This is a genomic window from Lacimicrobium alkaliphilum (genome assembly GCF_001466725.1).
Taxonomy (GTDB): Bacteria; Pseudomonadota; Gammaproteobacteria; order Enterobacterales; family Alteromonadaceae; genus Lacimicrobium; species Lacimicrobium alkaliphilum_B.
Window position 1 is genome coordinate 1,409,880 of sequence record NZ_CP013650.1, and the last position, 17,977, is coordinate 1,427,856.

At 50.6% G+C, this 17,977-nt stretch carries 17 protein-coding genes and 1 pseudogene; 8 read left to right on the forward strand and 10 right to left on the reverse strand.

All coding sequences use genetic code 11. The annotated features are described in order from the left end of the window. Positions 1-5 precede the first annotated feature (5 nt). From rodA to leuS, 8 genes and pseudogenes are all read right to left on the reverse strand, one after another. A pseudogene (gene rodA, locus AT746_RS06405) lies at positions 6-1,123 on the reverse strand (rod shape-determining protein RodA). After that, the gene (gene mrdA / locus AT746_RS06410; RefSeq protein WP_062477989.1) at positions 1,110-2,987 is read right to left on the reverse strand and encodes a penicillin-binding protein 2; all 1,878 of its coding nucleotides are present in this window, start codon (positions 2,985-2,987) and stop codon (positions 1,110-1,112) included. Before mrdA ends, rodA begins: the two are co-directional and overlap by 14 nt. Position 2,988: 1 nt before the next feature. Then, entirely contained in the window at positions 2,989-3,459 is a 471-nt protein-coding gene (rlmH, locus tag AT746_RS06415) for a 23S rRNA (pseudouridine(1915)-N(3))-methyltransferase RlmH (protein WP_062477991.1), read from the reverse strand. Position 3,460: 1 nt separating this feature from the next. Next, positions 3,461-3,778, reverse strand: a complete 318-nt coding sequence (gene rsfS / locus AT746_RS06420; protein WP_062477994.1) for a ribosome silencing factor — start codon at positions 3,776-3,778, stop codon at positions 3,461-3,463. Positions 3,779-3,807: 29 nt separating this feature from the next. Continuing rightward, positions 3,808-4,485: a nicotinate-nucleotide adenylyltransferase gene (nadD, locus tag AT746_RS06425; RefSeq protein ID WP_062477996.1), complete on the reverse strand. Its 678-nt coding sequence runs from the start codon at positions 4,483-4,485 to the stop codon at positions 3,808-3,810. Continuing rightward, on the reverse strand, positions 4,485-5,519 hold the full coding sequence (holA, locus tag AT746_RS06430) for a DNA polymerase III subunit delta (RefSeq protein ID WP_062477999.1): 1,035 nt from the start codon (positions 5,517-5,519) through the stop codon (positions 4,485-4,487). The genes nadD and holA overlap by 1 nt, the downstream gene beginning before the upstream one ends. Beyond that, positions 5,519-6,019, reverse strand: a complete 501-nt coding sequence (gene lptE, locus AT746_RS06435) for an LPS assembly lipoprotein LptE (RefSeq protein ID WP_062478001.1) — start codon at positions 6,017-6,019, stop codon at positions 5,519-5,521. Before lptE ends, holA begins: the two co-directional genes overlap by 1 nt. Next, entirely contained in the window at positions 6,019-8,604 is a 2,586-nt protein-coding gene (gene leuS, locus AT746_RS06440) for a leucine--tRNA ligase (protein ID WP_197414337.1), read from the reverse strand. Before leuS ends, lptE begins: the two co-directional genes overlap by 1 nt. Positions 8,605-8,784: 180 nt before the next feature. On the opposite strand from leuS, the gene AT746_RS06445 reads away from it, so the two are divergent. The 8 genes from AT746_RS06445 (at position 8,785) to ybgF (ending at position 14,913) form a co-directional block, all read left to right on the forward strand. Beyond that, on the forward strand, positions 8,785-9,261 hold the full coding sequence (locus AT746_RS06445; protein ID WP_062478006.1) for a zinc ribbon-containing protein: 477 nt from the start codon (positions 8,785-8,787) through the stop codon (positions 9,259-9,261). A 576-nt stretch (positions 9,262-9,837) separates the two neighbouring features. Next, positions 9,838-10,236 carry a tol-pal system-associated acyl-CoA thioesterase gene (gene ybgC / locus AT746_RS06450; protein ID WP_062478008.1) on the forward strand — a complete coding sequence of 133 codons (399 nt, stop codon included), beginning with the start codon at positions 9,838-9,840 and terminating at the stop codon, positions 10,234-10,236. Then, the gene (tolQ, locus tag AT746_RS06455) at positions 10,226-10,918 is read left to right on the forward strand and encodes a protein TolQ (protein ID WP_062478010.1); all 693 of its coding nucleotides are present in this window, start codon (positions 10,226-10,228) and stop codon (positions 10,916-10,918) included. Before ybgC ends, tolQ begins: the two co-directional genes overlap by 11 nt. A 3-nt stretch (positions 10,919-10,921) precedes the next feature. Beyond that, positions 10,922-11,341, forward strand: coding sequence for a protein TolR (gene tolR, locus AT746_RS06460; protein WP_062478012.1), 420 nt, complete (start codon positions 10,922-10,924; stop codon positions 11,339-11,341). 3 nt (positions 11,342-11,344) lie between these two features. After that, entirely contained in the window at positions 11,345-12,202 is an 858-nt protein-coding gene (gene tolA / locus AT746_RS06465) for a cell envelope integrity protein TolA (protein WP_062478014.1), read from the forward strand. A 1-nt stretch (position 12,203) separates the two neighbouring features. Continuing rightward, complete coding sequence (tolB, locus tag AT746_RS06470) at positions 12,204-13,568, forward strand: Tol-Pal system beta propeller repeat protein TolB (RefSeq protein ID WP_062478016.1); 1,365 nt, start codon at positions 12,204-12,206, stop codon at positions 13,566-13,568. A gap of 37 nt (positions 13,569-13,605) precedes the next feature. Next, a complete protein-coding gene (gene pal, locus AT746_RS06475) occupies positions 13,606-14,151 on the forward strand; it encodes a peptidoglycan-associated lipoprotein Pal (protein WP_062478019.1) in 546 nt (181 codons plus the stop codon). A 9-nt stretch (positions 14,152-14,160) separates the two neighbouring features. Further along, positions 14,161-14,913, forward strand: a complete 753-nt coding sequence (gene ybgF / locus AT746_RS06480) for a tol-pal system protein YbgF (protein ID WP_062478022.1) — start codon at positions 14,161-14,163, stop codon at positions 14,911-14,913. 54 nt (positions 14,914-14,967) lie between these two features. Here the strand turns inward: ybgF and AT746_RS06485 are convergent, their stop codons facing one another. Together AT746_RS06485 and AT746_RS06490 are read right to left on the reverse strand one after the other, a co-directional pair. Then, positions 14,968-17,007: a transglutaminaseTgpA domain-containing protein gene (locus AT746_RS06485; RefSeq protein WP_082633174.1), complete on the reverse strand. Its 2,040-nt coding sequence runs from the start codon at positions 17,005-17,007 to the stop codon at positions 14,968-14,970. Continuing rightward, positions 17,000-17,977 (reverse strand): DUF58 domain-containing protein, encoded by a 978-nt coding sequence (locus tag AT746_RS06490; protein ID WP_062478029.1) that lies wholly within the window; start codon positions 17,975-17,977, stop codon positions 17,000-17,002. Before AT746_RS06490 ends, AT746_RS06485 begins: the two co-directional genes overlap by 8 nt.

The window sequence follows — 17,977 nt, forward strand, 5'->3', positions numbered from 1 at the left end:
TTTTGTTATTCTCTCGATAGCAGACGTTTTTGCGTACCTATCCCCATCAGAATGCCAAATCCGGCCAGCAATGTCACCATTGATGTACCACCATAACTGATCAGCGGCAAAGGCACACCGACCACAGGCAGCAAGCCAGAGACCATACCCATATTGACGAAAACGTAGATAAAAAATGTCAGGGTTATGCTGCCGGCAAGCAATTTGCTGTAGGCTTCCTGAGCACGCATCGCAATGATCATTCCTCTTACCACAATAAAGGCGTAAAGGGTCAGCAGCAGTACAATACCGGTAAAACCAAATTCCTCACTGAATACAGAGAATATAAAGTCAGTATGCCGTTCCGGTAAAAACTCCAGTTGCGACTGGGTGCCCTGTAACCAGCCTTTGCCGGGAATACCACCGGAGCCGATAGCAATTTTCGACTGAATAATATGATAGCCCGAACCCAGCGGATCGGACTCAGGGTTCAGAAAGGTCAGTACCCGCTGTTTCTGATAGTCCTTCATCAGGAACATCCACATTATCGGAGCAAATGCAGAGCCCAGTGCGGCGATAGTGCCGATAATTTTCCAACTGGTACCGGCGAGAAACAGCACAAACAGCCCGGCACTGGCCAGCAACAATGAGGTACCCAGATCCGGTTGCTTGGCAACCAGCAATGTCGGTACAGCCATTAACCCAAAACCTACCACGATATGCAGGATCCGCGGGGGCAAATTAAACCGGCTGATATACCAGGCCACCATCATGGGGACAGCCAGCTTCATGATCTCAGAAGGCTGGAAGCGCATAAACCCCAGATCCAGCCACCGCTGCGCGCCTTTTCCTACGGTGCCGAACAGCAATACCGCAATCAGCATCAGTACGCCCAGTACATAAAAATGTATGGATAAGCGGCGGTAAACAAGGGGAGGAATCTGCGCCAGCAAAATCATAACGCCAAGGGCCACTGCCAGCCTGATACCCTGGCGGATGATCAGGTCTATGTCTTTACCCCCGCGCTGTATATCACCACCAGCCCGGTGCCCATTAACAGCAACAAACCGAGAAGCAGAGGCAGATCAATATGCATCCGCTGCCAGATACTGTTTGGGTTGGCTTCCAGTTTATTTCGCAGCATAGTTACCACTTTCTTTGTTAGCGAAATAGTAATCCATCACTTTTCGGGCAATGGGGGCGGCCTGAGAGCTGCCGCCACCGGCATTTTCCATGGCAACCGTCACCACAATTTCCGGCGCATCGTAGGGTGCATAGCCGATGTACATGGCATTGTCTTTGTGGTGATCCGCGATAGTTTCTTCATCATACTCTTCGTCCATCGCGATACCTATTACCTGAGCGGTGCCCGTCTTACCGGCGGAAATATAATCTGTATCCTTGAACGCATTTCTGGCTGTGCCATGTTCACTGTTTACCGTGCCATGCATGGCATCGAGCACCACGTCCCAGTTTTCTGGTGAATTGAGCACGATGGGCTGGAGTTCTTTGGGGGCTGCCAGATGCAGTTGGTTGTCAGTATAGTGCCCGCGCAACACCTGCGGCACAAAGCGCACACCCCGGTTGACCAGCGTGGTGACGGATTTTGCCAGTTGCAACGGGGTCGATGTCCAGTAGCTCTGACCTATGCCAACGGATATTGTATCGCCAATGTACCAGGGCTCGTTATAGCGGGCCCGTTTCCAGCCTCGGCTGGGCATATTGGCCGCAGATTCTTCGTACAGATCGATGCCGGTGTAATCACCGAAACCGAATTGCGTCATCATATCACTGATATTGTCTATGCCGGTTTTATAGGCCAGATCGTAGAAAAAGATATCACAGGAGACCTCAATAGATTTTTTTACGTCCACCCAGCCATGGCCCCATTTTTTCCAGTCACGCCAGGGGCGTTCTACATTTCGAAGCTTGTAGGTGCCGCGATCAAACATGCGGGTCTCTTCGGTAATAACACCCTGTTCCAGGCCCAGCAGCGCAAGATGTGGCTTGACGGTAGAGGCGGGTGGGTACTGCCCCTGTGTCGCGCGGTTAATCAGTGGTCTGTCTCTGGATTGCAGGAGTTTCTGATAGTCTTTGCTGCTGATGCCATGTACAAACAAATTGGGGTTATAACTGGGGTTACTGTATAGCGCCATTACACCGCCATTTCTTGGGTCAAGAACGACAACGGAACCCCGGTATCCCTCGAGTGCCTTTTGAATAACCTGCTGCAGTCTGACATCCACATTCAGTACCAGATCCTCTCCGGGTACCGGAGGCTGGAATTTCAGCGTACGAATAATACGCCCCTGATTGTTGACTTCGACTTCCTGATAGCCGACCTCACCATGCAATTTTCTCTCGTGGAATTTTTCCACACCCAGTTTGCCAATGTTGTAGGTGGCAGCGTAGTTCTCGGCTTGCCCCCCTTCGATCAGCTTTTGTAGATCTTTCTTATTGATTCTGGCTACATAGCCGAGCAGATGAGTCAGTGTTTCAGCATAAGGGTAATGTCTGGTAAGACGGGCCTCTACGGAGATGCCCGGGTATTTATGTTGATGTGCGGAAAATAATGCCACTTCCTCATGGCTGAGTCTGGCCTTGAGGCTGACGGGACGAAACCGTCGATGATTTTTCAGTTCATCGCGAAAATCACTGATGTCGTCCTCCGACAGATCAAGCAACTGGCTCAGACTGGTAAGGCTGGCTTCCAGATCTGTTACCTGCTCCGGTATTACCTCGAGACTGAAGGTGGGACGATTCTCAGCCAGTAACAGTCCGTTGCGGTCATATATCAGACCCCTGTTGGGCGCCACCGGCAACACTTTGATGCGGTTACCATTGGAGCGCGTCTGATAGTCAGTGTACTTGGTGACCTGAAGGTAATAGAGGTTGCTCACCAGGGTTACGATCAGTGCTGCAATGCCCAGCAGCGCGATCACAGTCCTGCGCGCAAACAGATTAGCTTCTGCGGTATGATCTCTGATGGTAATGCGTTTTGGAGGCACGTTACTCTCTGTGGTATGGATGGTTATTATTCAACGACCAGGCCCGGTATAAACTCTCTGCCAATAATATCCGCACCAGTGGATGTGGCAAGGTCAAGGCCGACAGAGACCAGCGTTGTTCGGCGGCTGAGATACAATCTGGTGCGAGTCCCTCAGGGCCTCCTACCAGGAGGCTGACATCCCGACCGTCCATCTGCCAGCGTTGCATCTGTCCGGCCAGCTGTGGCGTGGTCCAGGGCCTGCCTGTAACCTCCAGGGTGACAATCCTGTTGCCTTTCGGGATGGCAGCAAGCATGGACTCTCCCTCTTTTTTCAGAATACGGCCGATGTCTGCGTTTTTACCACGTTTGCCTGCGGTGATCTCGGTCAGTTGCACCGGCATATCCGGTGGGAAACGACGCAGGTACTCGTTAAAGCCTTGCTCAACCCAGTCTGGCATTTTACTGCCTACCGCAATTAACTGAACGCGCAAATTACCCCCAGAGTTTTTCCAGCTGATAGAAATCCCGGGTTTCATCCTGCATCACGTGGACGATGATATCACCCAGATCTACCAGCACCCACTCACCGGTGTCCTGCCCTTCAATGCTCAATGGTGCGTGATTGGCGTGCTTTGTGGCCTCAACCAGCTTTTCGGCGATCGAATTAACATGGCGTTTCGAGTTGCCTGAGCAGACCAGCATCATATCGGTAATACTGGATTTTCCGGTCACATCCAGAGTCACTATGTCCCTGCTTTTTGCGTCTTCCAGTTTATCCAGAACAAAGTCTTTAAGTTGTTGGGTTTCCAAAAAAGCTCCTGATTGTTTAAATATGGCGACTACGCCCGTTTTTGGTAAAGTTGGTGTTGCTGAATATAGTCCAGTACACCGGCCGGTAACCAGGCAGGATTAATATCACCCTGATTAAGCGCTGTCCTGATAGCGGTCGATGATACCGGTACAAGACTGGTCTTGGCCAGATAGATCAGACCACAGGCCTTGTGTTTTAGCGCCCCGGGGTCATCAGTTTGTCGCTCACTCACCAACCTGGCTATATTGACATTAAAATCCGGTAAAATATCCCCCCGCTGACAGACCACCAGATGACAGTACTCGAACAATGATTGCCATTCATGCCAGGAGTCCAGATTACACAGAGAATCCATACCGATAAAAAACACCAGTGGCAGGTGGTTGCCGAACTCAGTCCGAAAGTCTCTCAGAGTATCTACGCTGTAAGAAGGTTTATTCCATTTCAGCTCTCTGCTGTCGACTACAAATAACGGCCACTGCTTACAGGCCAGCTCCAGCATGGCCAGCCTATGTTCCGGGCTGCTGTGCGGCATCTGTTTATGGGGTGGAATATGACAGGGCAGCAGACGTACCTGTTCAAGCCCCAGTTCTTTTGATGCCTCAGATACGGGTTGCAAATGACCGATATGAACCGGATCAAAGGTGCCGCCTAATATTGCCAGCATATCACCAGATAAATCAGTATTTATCGCAGCGTCTGACATCAGTTATAGTCCAGCGCAATATCAGCCAGTGGCATGGGGATAAACATCAGGCACAAATGACAGAGTTCAATATAAGGTCGTGGCACTGAGGATTGTTTGATGGCCTGATCGAAGCAGGCAAGCTTATCAGCCATTTGCGACAATTGATTGCTGTCGAGGCGCTGCAGAGCCTGCTGATAAAGCGGCTGGCGGTTGCGCCATATTCTGTGCTGATTCCACAAACTGTGCAGTGCAGCGCCCTGACTAACGGCTTGCTGCAGAGTTCGCAGAGTCTGCCATTCCCTGACCAGCGCCCATAATACGATAGTGGGTTCCACACCTTCGGTTTCGAGCCGGTAGAGCATCTTCACAGCCCGTTGCGGATCACCCGCCAGCAGCACATCGATTAACTGAAATACGGTAAAGCGTGACTGGTCCACTATGGCTTTTTCAGCTTGCTCGAGGGTTAACTGGCCGGACGGATAAATCAGCGCCAGTTTTTCTATTTCCTGTCTCGCTGCCAGCAGATTGCCTTCGCAATAGTCACTTAAAAGTTTAACCAGTTCCGGGAACGCCTGAATGCCAACTTTCTGTAATCGTTCTGAAATCCAACGATTCAGGTGCTGTCCCTCAAGAGGGTAACAGGGAATAAAGACGCCATGCTGATCCAGACTTTTAAACCACTTTGTATTTTGCACATCCTTGCCGATGCGTCCGCCGTGAATCAGAATCAGCACATCGGGGTTAGGGGATTGTGCGAGACTTTGTAATACCTTCGCGCCCTCCGCCCCGGGTTTTCCTGTGGCCAGTTCCAGCTCTATCATTTGCCGGCTGCTGAATAAAGAAAGGGTCTGACTGGCTTCTATCAGGCTGTTCCAGTTAAATCCTGTATCGACGGTCAGGCTCTGGCGTTCATCAAAGCCTTCAGCCCGGGCCCGATCGCGTACCGCCTGAATGCATTCCATTTGTTGCTGGGGTTCATCACCGAATATCAGATAGAAAGCCTGCAGACCTTTGTTGAGGCTGTCCGTTAAACGATTTGGGTAGAGCTGCATCAGAGTTCCTGATTACTGAGCCGGCTTAACTGGCGGATAATACGCTCAGCAGCAAGCTGACGAAGCTCGTCCAGGATCAGATTCAGTTCCCGCGACTTGGCCAGCACGGCGTTGGGATCATCCTGGTATTCCCGGCTGAGATCAACGGTGAATAACAGTGGTTCCTGTTCTGGCAATTGTACTTCGTAGCGTACCTGATAAATCAGTTCATACTCAGCCACCTGACCCGTTCTGAACAGGGACAACAGTTCCCGTTCCAGCTTTTCCGGGTATAGGTAAAGTACCGCGGCGGAGGTTTGAGGTTGCGGCAATAAAGTTACTGAATACCGTTCTAATCTGTCCTTCATCGCTCTGACTAAAGGCGCATGAGGATTACTGCCGCTAAGGTGTAGTTCGCGAAACGGACTGCCCAGCGGATCGGCGCCGCGCAATGTAAAACCACAGCTGCTGAGCATCAGGCTCAGCAGCGGTAACATCAGGATAACCGCCAGGCGTTTCATCAGTTAGCCACAATATTCAGCAGTTTACCGGGCACGTAAATGACTTTACGCAGGGTTTTACCATCCGTGTGCTGGCTGACATTGGCCTGCGCCATTGCCAGATCCTGGACCTGCTGCTGGGCGGCATCAGCCGGTACGGTCATTTTTGCCCGTACTTTGCCATTTACCTGCACCACGATCAGTTTCTCATCTTCAACCAGGGCAGCGTCATCAGCCTGTGGCCAGTCACTGAATTCAATTTCTGTGTCTTTGCCCAGTTGTTGCCACAATTCATGGCAAATATGCGGCGTAATAGGGTTAAGCAGCGCCAGCACGATTTCTATGGCTTCACGCATTAAGGCGCGATCCACCTGAGTGTCCTGCGGTGCTTTTTGCAGGTGGTTCATCAGTTCCATCACCGCCGCAATCGCAGTATTAAAGGTTTGTCTGCGGCCCAGATCATCGGTAACTTTGACCAGTGTCTTGTGTACTTCTCTGCGCAGGGCTTTCTGATCGGCGTTCAACGCCCCTTTGTCCAGCGCTGGAGCGTCACCGGCGAGCAGATGTTCCTGAACCAGCTTCCACAAACGCTTCAGGAAACGGTGAGCGCCATCGACCCCTGAATCAAGCCATTCAAGGGTTTGCTCTGGCGGCGCCGCGAACATGGTAAACAGGCGAATGGTATCGGCGCCATACTGGTCAATGACCTGTTGTGGGTTGATGCCGTTGTTTTTGGACTTGGACATCTTGGTCATGCCGCCATGGATCACTTCCTGCCCATCGCTGCGCAGCACCGCTTTAACAATGCGGCCTTTTTCGTCCTTTTCCACATCCACATCGGCAGGGTTGTACCATGTCTTCGCGCCTTTGCTGTCTTCGCGATAATAGGAGTCGGCCAGTACCATGCCCTGACACAATAACCGCTTATAGGGCTCATCGGAGTCCACCAGGCCTTCGTCACGCAGTAATTTGTGGAAAAAACGCGAATACAAAAGGTGCAATATGGCATGTTCAATACCACCAATGTACTGATCCACAGGCAGCCAGTAGTTGGCTTCTTCGGGATCCACCATGCCCTGTTGATATTGGGCACTGCAATAACGGGCGTAATACCAGGAGGACTCCATAAAGGTGTCGAAAGTATCGGTTTCACGACGGGCCGGCTGGCCCTGATATTCTGCCGCTGACCAGTCGCTGTCGCCTTTGATAGGGGAGGTCACACCATCCATCACCACATCTTCAGGTAATCTGACCGGCAATTGTTCAGTGGGCACAGGAACCGATTCGCCATTCTCCAGGTTCAGCATCGGGATAGGCGCTCCCCAATAACGCTGACGGGAGACGCCCCAGTCCCGCAGGCGATAATTTACCGTGCGCTTACCTTTGCCCAGCGCGGTCAGTTTTTCGGCGATGGCATCAAAGGCCTTGTCTGAGCTCAGGCCGTCAAATTCACCGGAGTTGATCAACAGGCCTTTATCGGTGTAGGCACCCTGGCTGATATCACAATCGCTGCCATCAGCGGGTTTGATCACCTGTTTAATCTCAATATTGTATTTGTGCGCAAATTCCCAGTCCCGCTGATCATGCCCGGGTACGGCCATCACAGCACCGGAGCCGTAATCCATCAGTACAAAGTTGGCGACCCACACTGGTACCTGTTTGCCGGTCAGCGGGTGCACGGCAAAAAGACCGGTATTACAGCCTTTTTTCTCCATGGTGGCGATATCGGCCTCGGCCACCTTGCTGTTTTTACACTCATCGATAAAGGCGGACAGCTCAGGGCTGTTTTCAGCGGCCTTGAGTGCCAGCGGATGCTGTGCGGCAAGGGCCACATAGCTTACGCCCATCAGGGTATCCGGGCGGGTAGTGTAGACGTCGAAATCGGCAGTGCTATCAGCCAGCGAGAAGGTAAGTTCAACGCCTTCTGAGCGGCCAATCCAGTTGCGCTGCATGGCTCTGACCTGATCCGGCCAGTCTTCCAGCTTCTCCAGATCGTCGAGCAGTTGCTGTGCATAATCGGTGATTTTGATAAACCACTGGGGAATTTCTTTCTGCTCAACCAGCGCCCCCGAGCGCCAGCCCCGGCCATCGATAACCTGTTCATTGGCCAGCACAGTCTGATCCACAGGATCCCAGTTCACAGTGGCGTTTTTCTTATACACCAGACCTTTTTCGTACAAACGGGTAAAGAACCACTGCTCCCATTTATAGTAATCAGGCTTACAGGTGGTGACTTCGCGTTTCCAGTCATAGCCAAAACCTAATGACCTGAGCTGTTCTTTCATATAATCAATATTGGCGTAGGTCCATTTAGCCGGTGCTGTTTTATTCTCTATTGCGGCATTTTCAGCCGGTAAGCCAAATGCATCCCAGCCCATGGGTTGCATAACATTTTTGCCCTGCATGCGCTGAAAACGGCTGATCACATCGCCAATGGTATAATTACGCACGTGGCCCATGTGCAGTCGGCCACTCGGATAGGGGAACATAGACAGGCAGTAAAATTTTTCCTTGTTTTCATTCACTCTGGCTGAAAACAGATCGCTTTGTTGCCAGTGTTGCTGAACCTTTTTTTCTATTTGCTGAGGATTATACTGTCTTTCCATCAATTTCGAGTTCCGGGCTGTTGAGGTGATTTTCGCCACGCCGGGTGGCTGACATAAGACCCCATAGAATACCCCAGCGCCTGCACAGGGAACAATAGCGAAGGATGAATTCATTGGTATTGTGCTGTCCGGCCCTATACTCTGAAATAAAATGCCGTTTAATGACAAAAGGAGAATTCCGTGCAAAAGCATCAATCTGATTATGAGCAATTGCTGGACAGGATGTCTGAATGGGTAAAACAATCTGTAGAACAGGATGTGTTAACCCTGATGCAGATTGAGGAGCAGGCCAGAGCTTATCTTAAAGCCGCGGAGGATCTGAGTAAGGATGAGATGGAGATGTTGGAAAATACCCTGACCCGTGACTTACAAACGTTCGCTCACCACTGGCAACGGGATGCAGATAATTCCCCCTGGTGGCAAGCCACTAAGGATAAATTCTGGTCCTTACTGGCGGATCTTTCCGATAAAAGTCGGCTGGCGATGACTGAATCCTGGCGGGATATCCAGCATCAGGGCATTTACCAGGCCGGAGAAGCGGTGGCACTGGGAGAGCTGGAATGCACCAAATGTCACAACCGGCATCAGGTGACCCATGCTGAAGTGATTCAGCCTTGTCTGGAGTGCGGTAACAGAGCCTTCTCGCGAGTACTGTGAACGTTGTGGCGATACGGATATATTTGGCAGGTAAAAAAAAGCCCGCCTGAAAGGCGGGCAAAGCAACAAGTGTTGAAGGAAAATGAAAACTTTTCCAGGGAACATGTCAACAGGAGATGTGACAAGTGTATCTGACTATAAAGATGAAACATCATGCGCTAGTGCAGAATACGCAGCGAATTGTACTGGCTTGTGAAAGTCGCGCAATTGAGATTTTTTCCTTTCTTTAATTAAAAAAACTAATGTGTAAATAGAATGTTTCCTGGCGATTTTTCGCGCTCACCCTGTATGGATTCTTTAATGTGTTGATATGTAAGAATAAAATGGAGAGGGTGAAAAATGACCAATAGAAATTTTTTTTGCCAGAAAGTGATTTCGTGACGTCCCTTTTTGTGGGCATCATTAAGATTCTATCTCTTTAATTGTTTTGTCTTGTGTTCAACTGTCTGAAAAATAAGCAGTTGAGGTGACTTGGGTATATAAGCCGATGACCTGGCTTGGTATGCTATCAGCCCGTCATATATTCTGTGTCGGGGTATTGACCACCAGGTCAACAGTATGAAAGGAATATAAAGGATGCATCGGCATAACATTCGCGTGTATTACGAAGACACGGACGCAGGCGGTATAGTGTATTATGCCAACTATCTGAAATTTCTGGAGCGGGCCAGAACCGAGTGGCTCAGAGCCCTGGGTGTTGAACAGGACAGGTTGCTGGAACAATCCACAGGTTTTGTCGTCAAACACCTGGAAATAGACTACCAGTCTGCGGCGCGCTTTAACGAGATGCTGGTGGTGGAGTCTCAACTGGCAGCGTGCAAACGGGTCAGTCTGGTGTTTGACCAGAGTATTTATAATCATAACAATCGGCCACTGGTAACAGCCAGGGTCAAAGTTGGCTGTGTGGATCTCAGTACGATGAGACCCAGAGCCATTCCGGATTTTGTTTTAGGGGAGCTGTCAGGTGTCAGGTGAAATGTCTTTCTTTGGTCTTTTTTTACAGGCCAGCTTTCTTGTTCAACTCGTTATGTTGCTGCTACTGGCCACCTCTGTGGTGTCCTGGGCGTTTATTTTTCAGCGTAGCAAGGCACTCAATCACGCCCGTCTGGAAGTCAGAAAATTCGAAGACAAGTTCTGGTCAGGGGGCGATCTTAACCGCCTGTTTCAGGAAATTTCTGCCCGCCAGCATGTTTCCGGTATGGCCAGTTTGTTTGTGGCCGGCTTCAAGGAGTTTGCCCGTTTACGCAAAAGTGGCTCTGCCTCCCCCCAGGCAGTGATGGACGGTACCTACCGGGCGATGCGGGTGTCGCTGTCCAGAGAAGTGGATGCACTGGAGAGTAATTTACCTTTTCTGGCCACGGCAGGTTCCATCAGCCCCTACATTGGCCTGTTTGGTACTGTATGGGGAATCATGAATGCCTTTATTGCCCTGGGTGAGGTACAACAGGCTACCCTGGCGATGGTTGCCCCTGGTATTGCTGAAGCGCTGATTGCCACCGCCATGGGCTTGTTTGCTGCAATTCCGGCTGTTATCGCTTACAACCGATTCAGCCACCAGGTGGAGAAACTGGAGAATAGCTACGGTAATTTTATGGAAGAATTTTCCAGTATTCTGCACCGTCAGTCTCACAGTTCAGACAGCGCAACGCGGGAATAAAGCATGTACGAGAGAAAGCGCCGTCGTCCGGTATCTGAAATTAATGTTGTTCCTTACATAGACGTCATGCTGGTGCTGCTGATCATTTTTATGGTTACGGCACCTCTGGTGACCCAGGGCGTAAAAGTTGAGTTACCTAAAGCATCTGCTGAAGCCTTATCAGAAGACAGCAAACCGCCATTAATCGCGTCAGTGAATGCTGATGGTGAATATTTTCTGAATGTCGGTGAAAGTCAGGAAGAGCCACTGACCGCTGTAGATTTGGCTACGCTGGTGGCGGCCCATTTGCAAAAAGAGCCGGATACCCCGGTGGTGGTAAAAGGTGACGGGCGGGTTCCCTATGATAATGTAGTGCAGTTGATGGTGCTGTTGCAGCGGGCAGGCGTGCCCTCTGTGGGGTTGATGACGGATTCGCCGGAGTAATGGATGCAAAGTCTTAAACCGGCACTGGCCTTTTCAGCGGTACTGCATCTCGTTATGGGGGGCTTACTCATGGTCAGCGTGGACTTCAGTTCAATACCAGAAGTCACCCAGCCACAGATGAATGTGGTGCAGGCGGTTGTTGTTGACAGTGCCGTGATTGAGCAACAGTTTGAGGCAATCGAACAGGAAAAAGAAGCTGAGCGTCAGCGCCTTGCTGATATAGAGCGACAAAGACGTGAAGCCGAGCAGCGGCGCAGGGATGAGCAGCGACAGGCAGAAGAGGCGAAAAAACGTCAGCAACAGGAAGCACAGCGTAAGGCTGAGGCTGCGGCACAGGCTAAGAAGAAAAAACAGGAAGAACAGGAAAGAGCCAGACGACTCGAACAGGAACGACAAAAGAAAGCGAAGGAAGAGGCTGAGAGAAAGGCCCGGGAAGCTGAAGAGCGTCGTAAAAAAGAAGAAGCTGCAGCCAGAGAAGCAGAACGCAAGCGCAAGGAAGAGGCCGCCAGAGCAGAACAGGAACGATTGATGCAGGAGCAATTACAGGCAGAGCAGGCCGCGAGACAAAAGCAGAGGCAACGTCATATTCTCTCTGAAACAGACAAATACCGTGCACTGATTATGCAATCGATTCAGCGTAACTGGATTGTTGATGATTCTATGAGCGGCAAGTCCTGCAGACTGAATATCAGTGTTGCATCAAATGGTTTTGTAAAAACAGTGAGAATATTGGAAGGTGACCCCAGGACCTGTAAGTCCGCTGAAACTGCGGTATATAAGACGGCGACTTTACCGGTACCTAAAGATCCGGATGTATTGCAGCAATTTTTGAATTTTAACTTAACGGTGAAAAGAGACTGATATGCCCAGAACGTTCCCTTTACCAGGTTTACTTTTTATTCTGTTGATGATGGTCAGTGCCAGAGTCAGCGCCACGCTGGAAATTGTGATCACAGAGGGCATCGATACCGCGCGCCCGATTGCGGTAGTGCCTTTTAAGTGGGAAGGCCAGGGCAGTATGCCTGAAAGGCTGTCTGATGTGATTGCGGCAGATCTCAGACGCAGTGGTAAATTCAATCCGGTTAATGTGGCCCGCATGCCACAAATGCCGTCTCAGGACAAAGATGTGGACTATGCCGCCTGGGCTGCAACAGGTGTTGAGGCAATACTGGTGGGAAGAGTGGAGCAGGAAACCATGGATCGCTACCGGGTCAGCTTCGAGTTGATCGATGTGGTACGGGGACAGATTACCGGTGGGCAGGCGCAGATGTTAAGTGATGGCAAGCTCATCAACAGCAAAGATCATGTTCTGGCCGGACGCCAGCATGTTATTGATGGCGGCGGTTTCAGACAACATGCCCACAGAGTGGCAGACATTGTGTACGAAAAACTAACGGGTACCCGGGGCGCCTTTTTAACCCGCATTGCCTATGTGATTGTGCGCGACAGAGAAACAGAAGAGTTTCCTTATCAGTTGGTCGTCGCAGATTATGATGGTTACAACGAAACGGTGCTGTTGCGTTCCAAAGAGCCTTTGATGTCACCGGTATGGTCACCGGATGGTACCAAGCTGGCTTATGTGAGTTTCGAGAACCGCCGCTCTCAGATCTACATTCAGGACATTTACACCATGAGCCGCACCCGCTTAACCGATTACCCGGGAATTAACAGCGCCCCGCAGTTCTCGCCGGACGGCAAACAAATGGCGATGGTACTGTCCAAAGATGGTCAGCCGGATCTTTATATTATGGATCTGGCCAGTCGAAAACTCCGGCGTCTGACAAATAGTCGCAGTATTGACACTGAACCAAGCTGGACTCCGGATGGGCAAAACATTATCTTTACGTCAGAACGGGGTGGTAAACCTCAGTTATATCGCGTAAATTTAGCATCAGGTAAGGTTCGTCGCCTGACTTTTGATGGTGAAATGAACCTTGGGGGAACTGTTACCCCGGATGGTAAAGAACTGGTGATGGTGAATCGCACCAATGGTGCATATCACATCGCCCGTCAGGATCTGTCTTCTGGTGTAATGCAAGTGCTGACTAAAACCTATCTGGATGAGTCGCCCAGCATTGCACCAAATGGCAGTATGATTATTTACAGTACTTTGCATCAGCGTCGGCAAGTGTTGTCGCTGGTGTCGCTGGATGGACGGTTTAAGGCAAGGTTGCCCGCGGCTAACGGACAGGTCAAGTCACCAAGCTGGTCGCCGTTTTTAATGTAATTTGTTAAACCCTTTGAAAACAATAAGGAACACGAGAATGCAATTAAACAAAGTATTCAAGGGCGTGATCATAGCTCTGCCTGTCGTTACGCTGATGGCTTGCTCCTCCAGCAGCCAGGTAGATGATCAAGCTGCCGATACTAATCAGGCCACTGAAACCGCTACCGAACAGCAGGATTCAGGGGTACAAACCGGTAGTGCCGAGCAGATGAAATCTCCTGAAGAGATTAAACGTGAAGAGCTTGAATCCTTGCAGAATGAGCAGATGGTTTACTTTGATTTTGATGTTTCTACCATCAGGCCTGAGTTTTATTCCATTCTGGACAAGCACGCTGCGTTCTTAGTCAAGAACCCGGGTGAGACGGTAACCATTGAAGGCCATGCGGACCATCGTGGTACTCCTGAGTACAACATTGCACTCGGTGAGCGTCGTGCCAAGTCGGTGGCCACCTATTTGCAGAATGCCGGTGTCAGCACATCTCAGATTTCTGTCGTTTCTTATGGTGAAGAGAAGCCTCTTGATACCAGTAATACGGAAGCGGCTTTTGCTAAAAACCGTCGTGGCGTATTGGTATACCGATAAGAGAGCCCTATGATTTATCGTGGTCTCGCATTCGTTAGTTGTTTCGCTATGGGAGCGGCAGTTGCCGCTCCGGCACCGGTTTCTGACCTCGGTGTTGGCAGCCTTGAGAACAGGATTGCCACACTGGAGCGTATGGTTGAGGCCCGTTCCGGTGCCCAGCATAATATCCAGCGTCAGTTGGATATGATGCAGCAGGAAGTTAATGAGCTACGGGGCTCTGTTGAAGAGCATAGCTACAAGCTGGAGCAGATTCTGCAACGCCAGCGGGAGCTGTATGTAGAGATCGACAACCGTATGCAGGCGCTCAGCAGTCCGACTGAAAAGCAAATGCCGATGGTTGCTAAAGATAACAGTAGCGCACCCGCTTTAAGTTCACTGGGTGAAGATGAAGCCTACGACAGGGCGGTTAATCTGATCCTGCGGGAAAAGCGTTATGATCAGGCTATTCCGGAGTTTGAGGCTTTTCTGCAGCAATATCCGGGCTCTTCCTATGCTGCCAATGCCCATTACTGGCTGGGGCAGTTACTGTTCAATAAGCAGCAGTGGAACGACTCCAGGGAGCATTTTGAGAAGGTTGTCAGTGATTACTCTGACTCGAACAAAAGAGCGGATTCCTTGTTGAAACTGGGTATGATTGCCCAGAATCAGTCCAATTTTGCCAGGGCTCAACAGTTATTTGAGCAGGTAATCAGGGATTATCCGGAATCGTCGGCCCGCAAGCTCGCCGAGCCCCGTTTGCGGGCGGTTAAAAATAACGGTTGAGTTTGTCAGATATAAAATAAATATCCCCTGGCTGTCCGCAGTCGGGGGATTTTTTTATGGGTTAGAGTCAATAAGATTGGCAGCATGGCGATGTTTTTTCAGGGCCTTTTTCAGGTCACCGAGCAGAAGCTGCATGGTCTTTTTCAAATCAGGTTGGCCGGTGATTGTAGATTTTCCATACCTGCTGTGTAGATAACAACGTGTCATTTCGCTGAATGGATGGGCAATATCCGCTGGCAACTTTTGCTGTACCCTGGTATTAAAATCCTTCGGCCCCATCCAGCCTGGCCGCTTCAATTCTATGCGCTCAAGCAGTTTAAGGCTTTTGTGGTAGTAATAGGCCGGTGTTTTGTGTCGGGGCGCAAGCCAGTGTTTGTATTGATAAATCGCCAACAATATAGCGGTGAACAGCACCAGAGCGCCGCCTGCCAGTGCCAGTCGCACAGGCGTCAGTTCACCCAGCAGGGACTTTAGCATGTCCTCCTGGTTGTCCCGGTTAAATCCGAGGATCCAGCGACTCCACAGATAATCCATATCAGCCAGCAACAATCTGAGTTCATTTACCCAGGCCAGCTGTTGCAAGCGGCGCAGCGTCGAGCCCTGTAAAAAGCTGTCTTCATATTCAACGGCCTGCTGCAAGCCGAACTCTAATCTAAGCGGCGATACCAGAGCAGTAGGGTCTAGCCTTTGCCAGCCTTGATCTGACAGCCATTCGACCCATGCATGGGCATCATACTGATAGATGCTCATATAATCGTCACCACGCATCTCTCCGCCCAGATAACCCGTTACCATGCGTGCCGGTATGCCACCCAGTCTCAGCGCGTAGGCCATTGCGCCGGCATAATGGACACAGAATCCGGCCTTGTCCTCGAACAGAAACTGGTCCACAGGATCCGTTGGCATGGGATTCGGGTTTAGCGTGTAGCGAAAATTCTGCTCTGTAAAGTAACTGGAGATGGCTTCGATAAACTCCTTGTCCTGTTTATGCTGTTGGCGTAGTCGCTCAACCCATTTACGGGTCCTCGGGTTTCCCTGTTCCGGCAGTTGCAGATTTAGCCGGGTATCCAACGCCGGGATATCTGGTAACAATGGGCTCTGCGTATAAGATCTGACGCTGTAAGAAAGCCCGGATTGTAACGGAAACCGGCTAAGTAACTGGTATTCACGCCCCTGCCATATTTTGCTATCGCGGGTTACGGCCAGATCGAGTCCGAACAGCCATGGTTTGTCACTCGGCTCACTGAGTACCTGATAGTTCAGGCTTGGGCCTGATACTTGCGGGGTAAAGCGTTGCTTACTTCGCTGATAACGTTGACGCAGTCGTTCCCGGTAGGGTGCTGTCTGCCAGCTTTTTCCATCAAAGTCTTCCAGTACCAGAGCACGCCAGTAGCGCTGACTAGCCACCGGAATGTCATTGTCAAAGCTGGCTCTGAAAGCCAGATCCGAAGAGCGCGCAAGTTGTGCAAGATCGCCCGGTGTGACCTTGTCACTGAGGCCCGTTTCACCTCCTTTCGCCATCGGCATTTGCCACATCGGACCCAATTTCGGAATGATAAGAAATAACATGATGGCCACAGGCAGTGCCTGTAAACAGAGCATGCCAGTGCGTTTAATTTGTCCGGACCAGCTGTTCGCAGGACTGACATGGAAAGCCAGGCTGAGCAAAAGCATGATTGTCAGGGTGGCGTACAACAGACTAAAAGCGATATTCTGGTTAAACACCAGGCCCGTACCAATCAGGAAAAACTGAATGCTGACCAGCTGAAAATAATCCCGGCGGCCTGCCAGCAGCATTAATTTCAGGCTACTGGCGAGTACCAGCAGGTTTAACATTCCCAGTAGCAGGCCAAGCTGCCAGCCGAAGGTTGCCAGCACAATGGCACTGAGAATGGCCAACAGGTTGAGCGTGCGCATTGAAATCTGATGTTTCTGCCAGTTCATAAACAAACTGAAGCGGATCACAGTGGCACAGCAGACAATCAGCAGGATCCAGGTCTCCAGTGGCTCTATCAGGGTAAAGCTGCAGATGCACAGCACCAGCATCAGTAACAGGTGAGCTTTGTTGTATGCTGATGGGTTTAATCTAGCCATGCGTATGCCCGGTTTGATAAAGTGCAAGGGCACTCAGACATTGATGGCGGTGGGCATTCCCTTTCCCCGGCTGAATAATTTTACTACCAACTTCAAGCCCAAAGCGTTGCCCCCGGTTTTCCAGCTCAAGCACCATAAAGCACAGGTGTGACAGGCGGGTTTCCAGATCTTCGGTTGACTGTTGTTGCAGACGCAGCCATACCTCATTGTTGCTGGTGCTGGAGAATTTTTTGCTGACCATGCCCTGGCCTTTGGCCACTTGTTTCCAGGCCACATGATAAAGGGGTTGCCCGGGTTGATACTCCATCAGACTGTCAAAATCATCATAACCTTCCTCTGTAGCTGTATTTCCCTGGGACTCTTCCCCTCCCGCCTGACTGTAGGTAATGACAGAACAGGGTAAGGGGCAGGGATAAACCAGTACCTGAGAATCAAAGCGCAGGTGGGTCCAGCAACGAAACAGCCCCAGCGGATAATAGCTGTTGAGGGTGATTCTGGGCATAGGCAGCCGTCCCCGCCGGGTAGTAGCGATGGTGAACTCGGCCGGATTGGTTAATCTGTCGAGGTCGACCGATATCTGTATTTTTTGGTTGTAAATACCAAGGTGAAGCCTGCCATGAGCATGGTGTTTCTGTTTGGAAGTGTCTATCCATAATGGCAGACAGGCACTGTCTCCGGCAAAAGGATATCCGACTTTACCAATCAGAACCCGCAGACCGGCAAAATTCAGATAACTGCTGAGCAGGCTGACGAGAAACAGGGCCAGGAGGAAAAAGCCGAGTAGCAGTATAAGGTTATTCTGATAATTGGTGCCCAGTACAAAAAGCGCCCCGCACAGCAACAGATAAAGCATCCCGAAGCGGGACGGAAAAATAAATATATTGCCCAGATCCAGAGTAAAATCTGAGGCTGGCGGAATACGCTTATCCAGCCACAGATTGACACCGGATTGGAACTGTCGTTTTAACAT

Bases quoted from the DNA above. Each gene is read 5' to 3' on its own strand.
- tolR (WP_062478012.1), top strand. From the start codon at position 10,922: ATGTACGAGAGAAAGCGCCGTCGTCCGGTATCTGAAATTAATGTTGTT.
- ybgF (WP_062478022.1), top strand. From the start codon at position 14,161: ATGATTTATCGTGGTCTCGCATTCGTTAGTTGTTTCGCTATGGGAGCG.
- ybgC (WP_062478008.1), top strand. From the start codon at position 9,838: ATGCATCGGCATAACATTCGCGTGTATTACGAAGACACGGACGCAGGC.
- AT746_RS06490 (WP_062478029.1), bottom strand. From the start codon at position 17,977: ATGTTAAAACGACAGTTCCAATCCGGTGTCAATCTGTGGCTGGATAAG.
- tolB (WP_062478016.1), top strand. From the start codon at position 12,204: ATGCCCAGAACGTTCCCTTTACCAGGTTTACTTTTTATTCTGTTGATG.
- nadD (WP_062477996.1), bottom strand. From the start codon at position 4,485: ATGTCAGACGCTGCGATAAATACTGATTTATCTGGTGATATGCTGGCA.
- tolA (WP_062478014.1), top strand. From the start codon at position 11,345: ATGCAAAGTCTTAAACCGGCACTGGCCTTTTCAGCGGTACTGCATCTC.
- lptE (WP_062478001.1), bottom strand. From the start codon at position 6,019: ATGAAACGCCTGGCGGTTATCCTGATGTTACCGCTGCTGAGCCTGATG.
- holA (WP_062477999.1), bottom strand. From the start codon at position 5,519: ATGCAGCTCTACCCAAATCGTTTAACGGACAGCCTCAACAAAGGTCTG.
- pal (WP_062478019.1), top strand. From the start codon at position 13,606: ATGCAATTAAACAAAGTATTCAAGGGCGTGATCATAGCTCTGCCTGTC.
- AT746_RS06485 (WP_082633174.1), bottom strand. From the start codon at position 17,007: ATGGCTAGATTAAACCCATCAGCATACAACAAAGCTCACCTGTTACTG.
- leuS (WP_197414337.1), bottom strand. From the start codon at position 8,604: ATGGAAAGACAGTATAATCCTCAGCAAATAGAAAAAAAGGTTCAGCAA.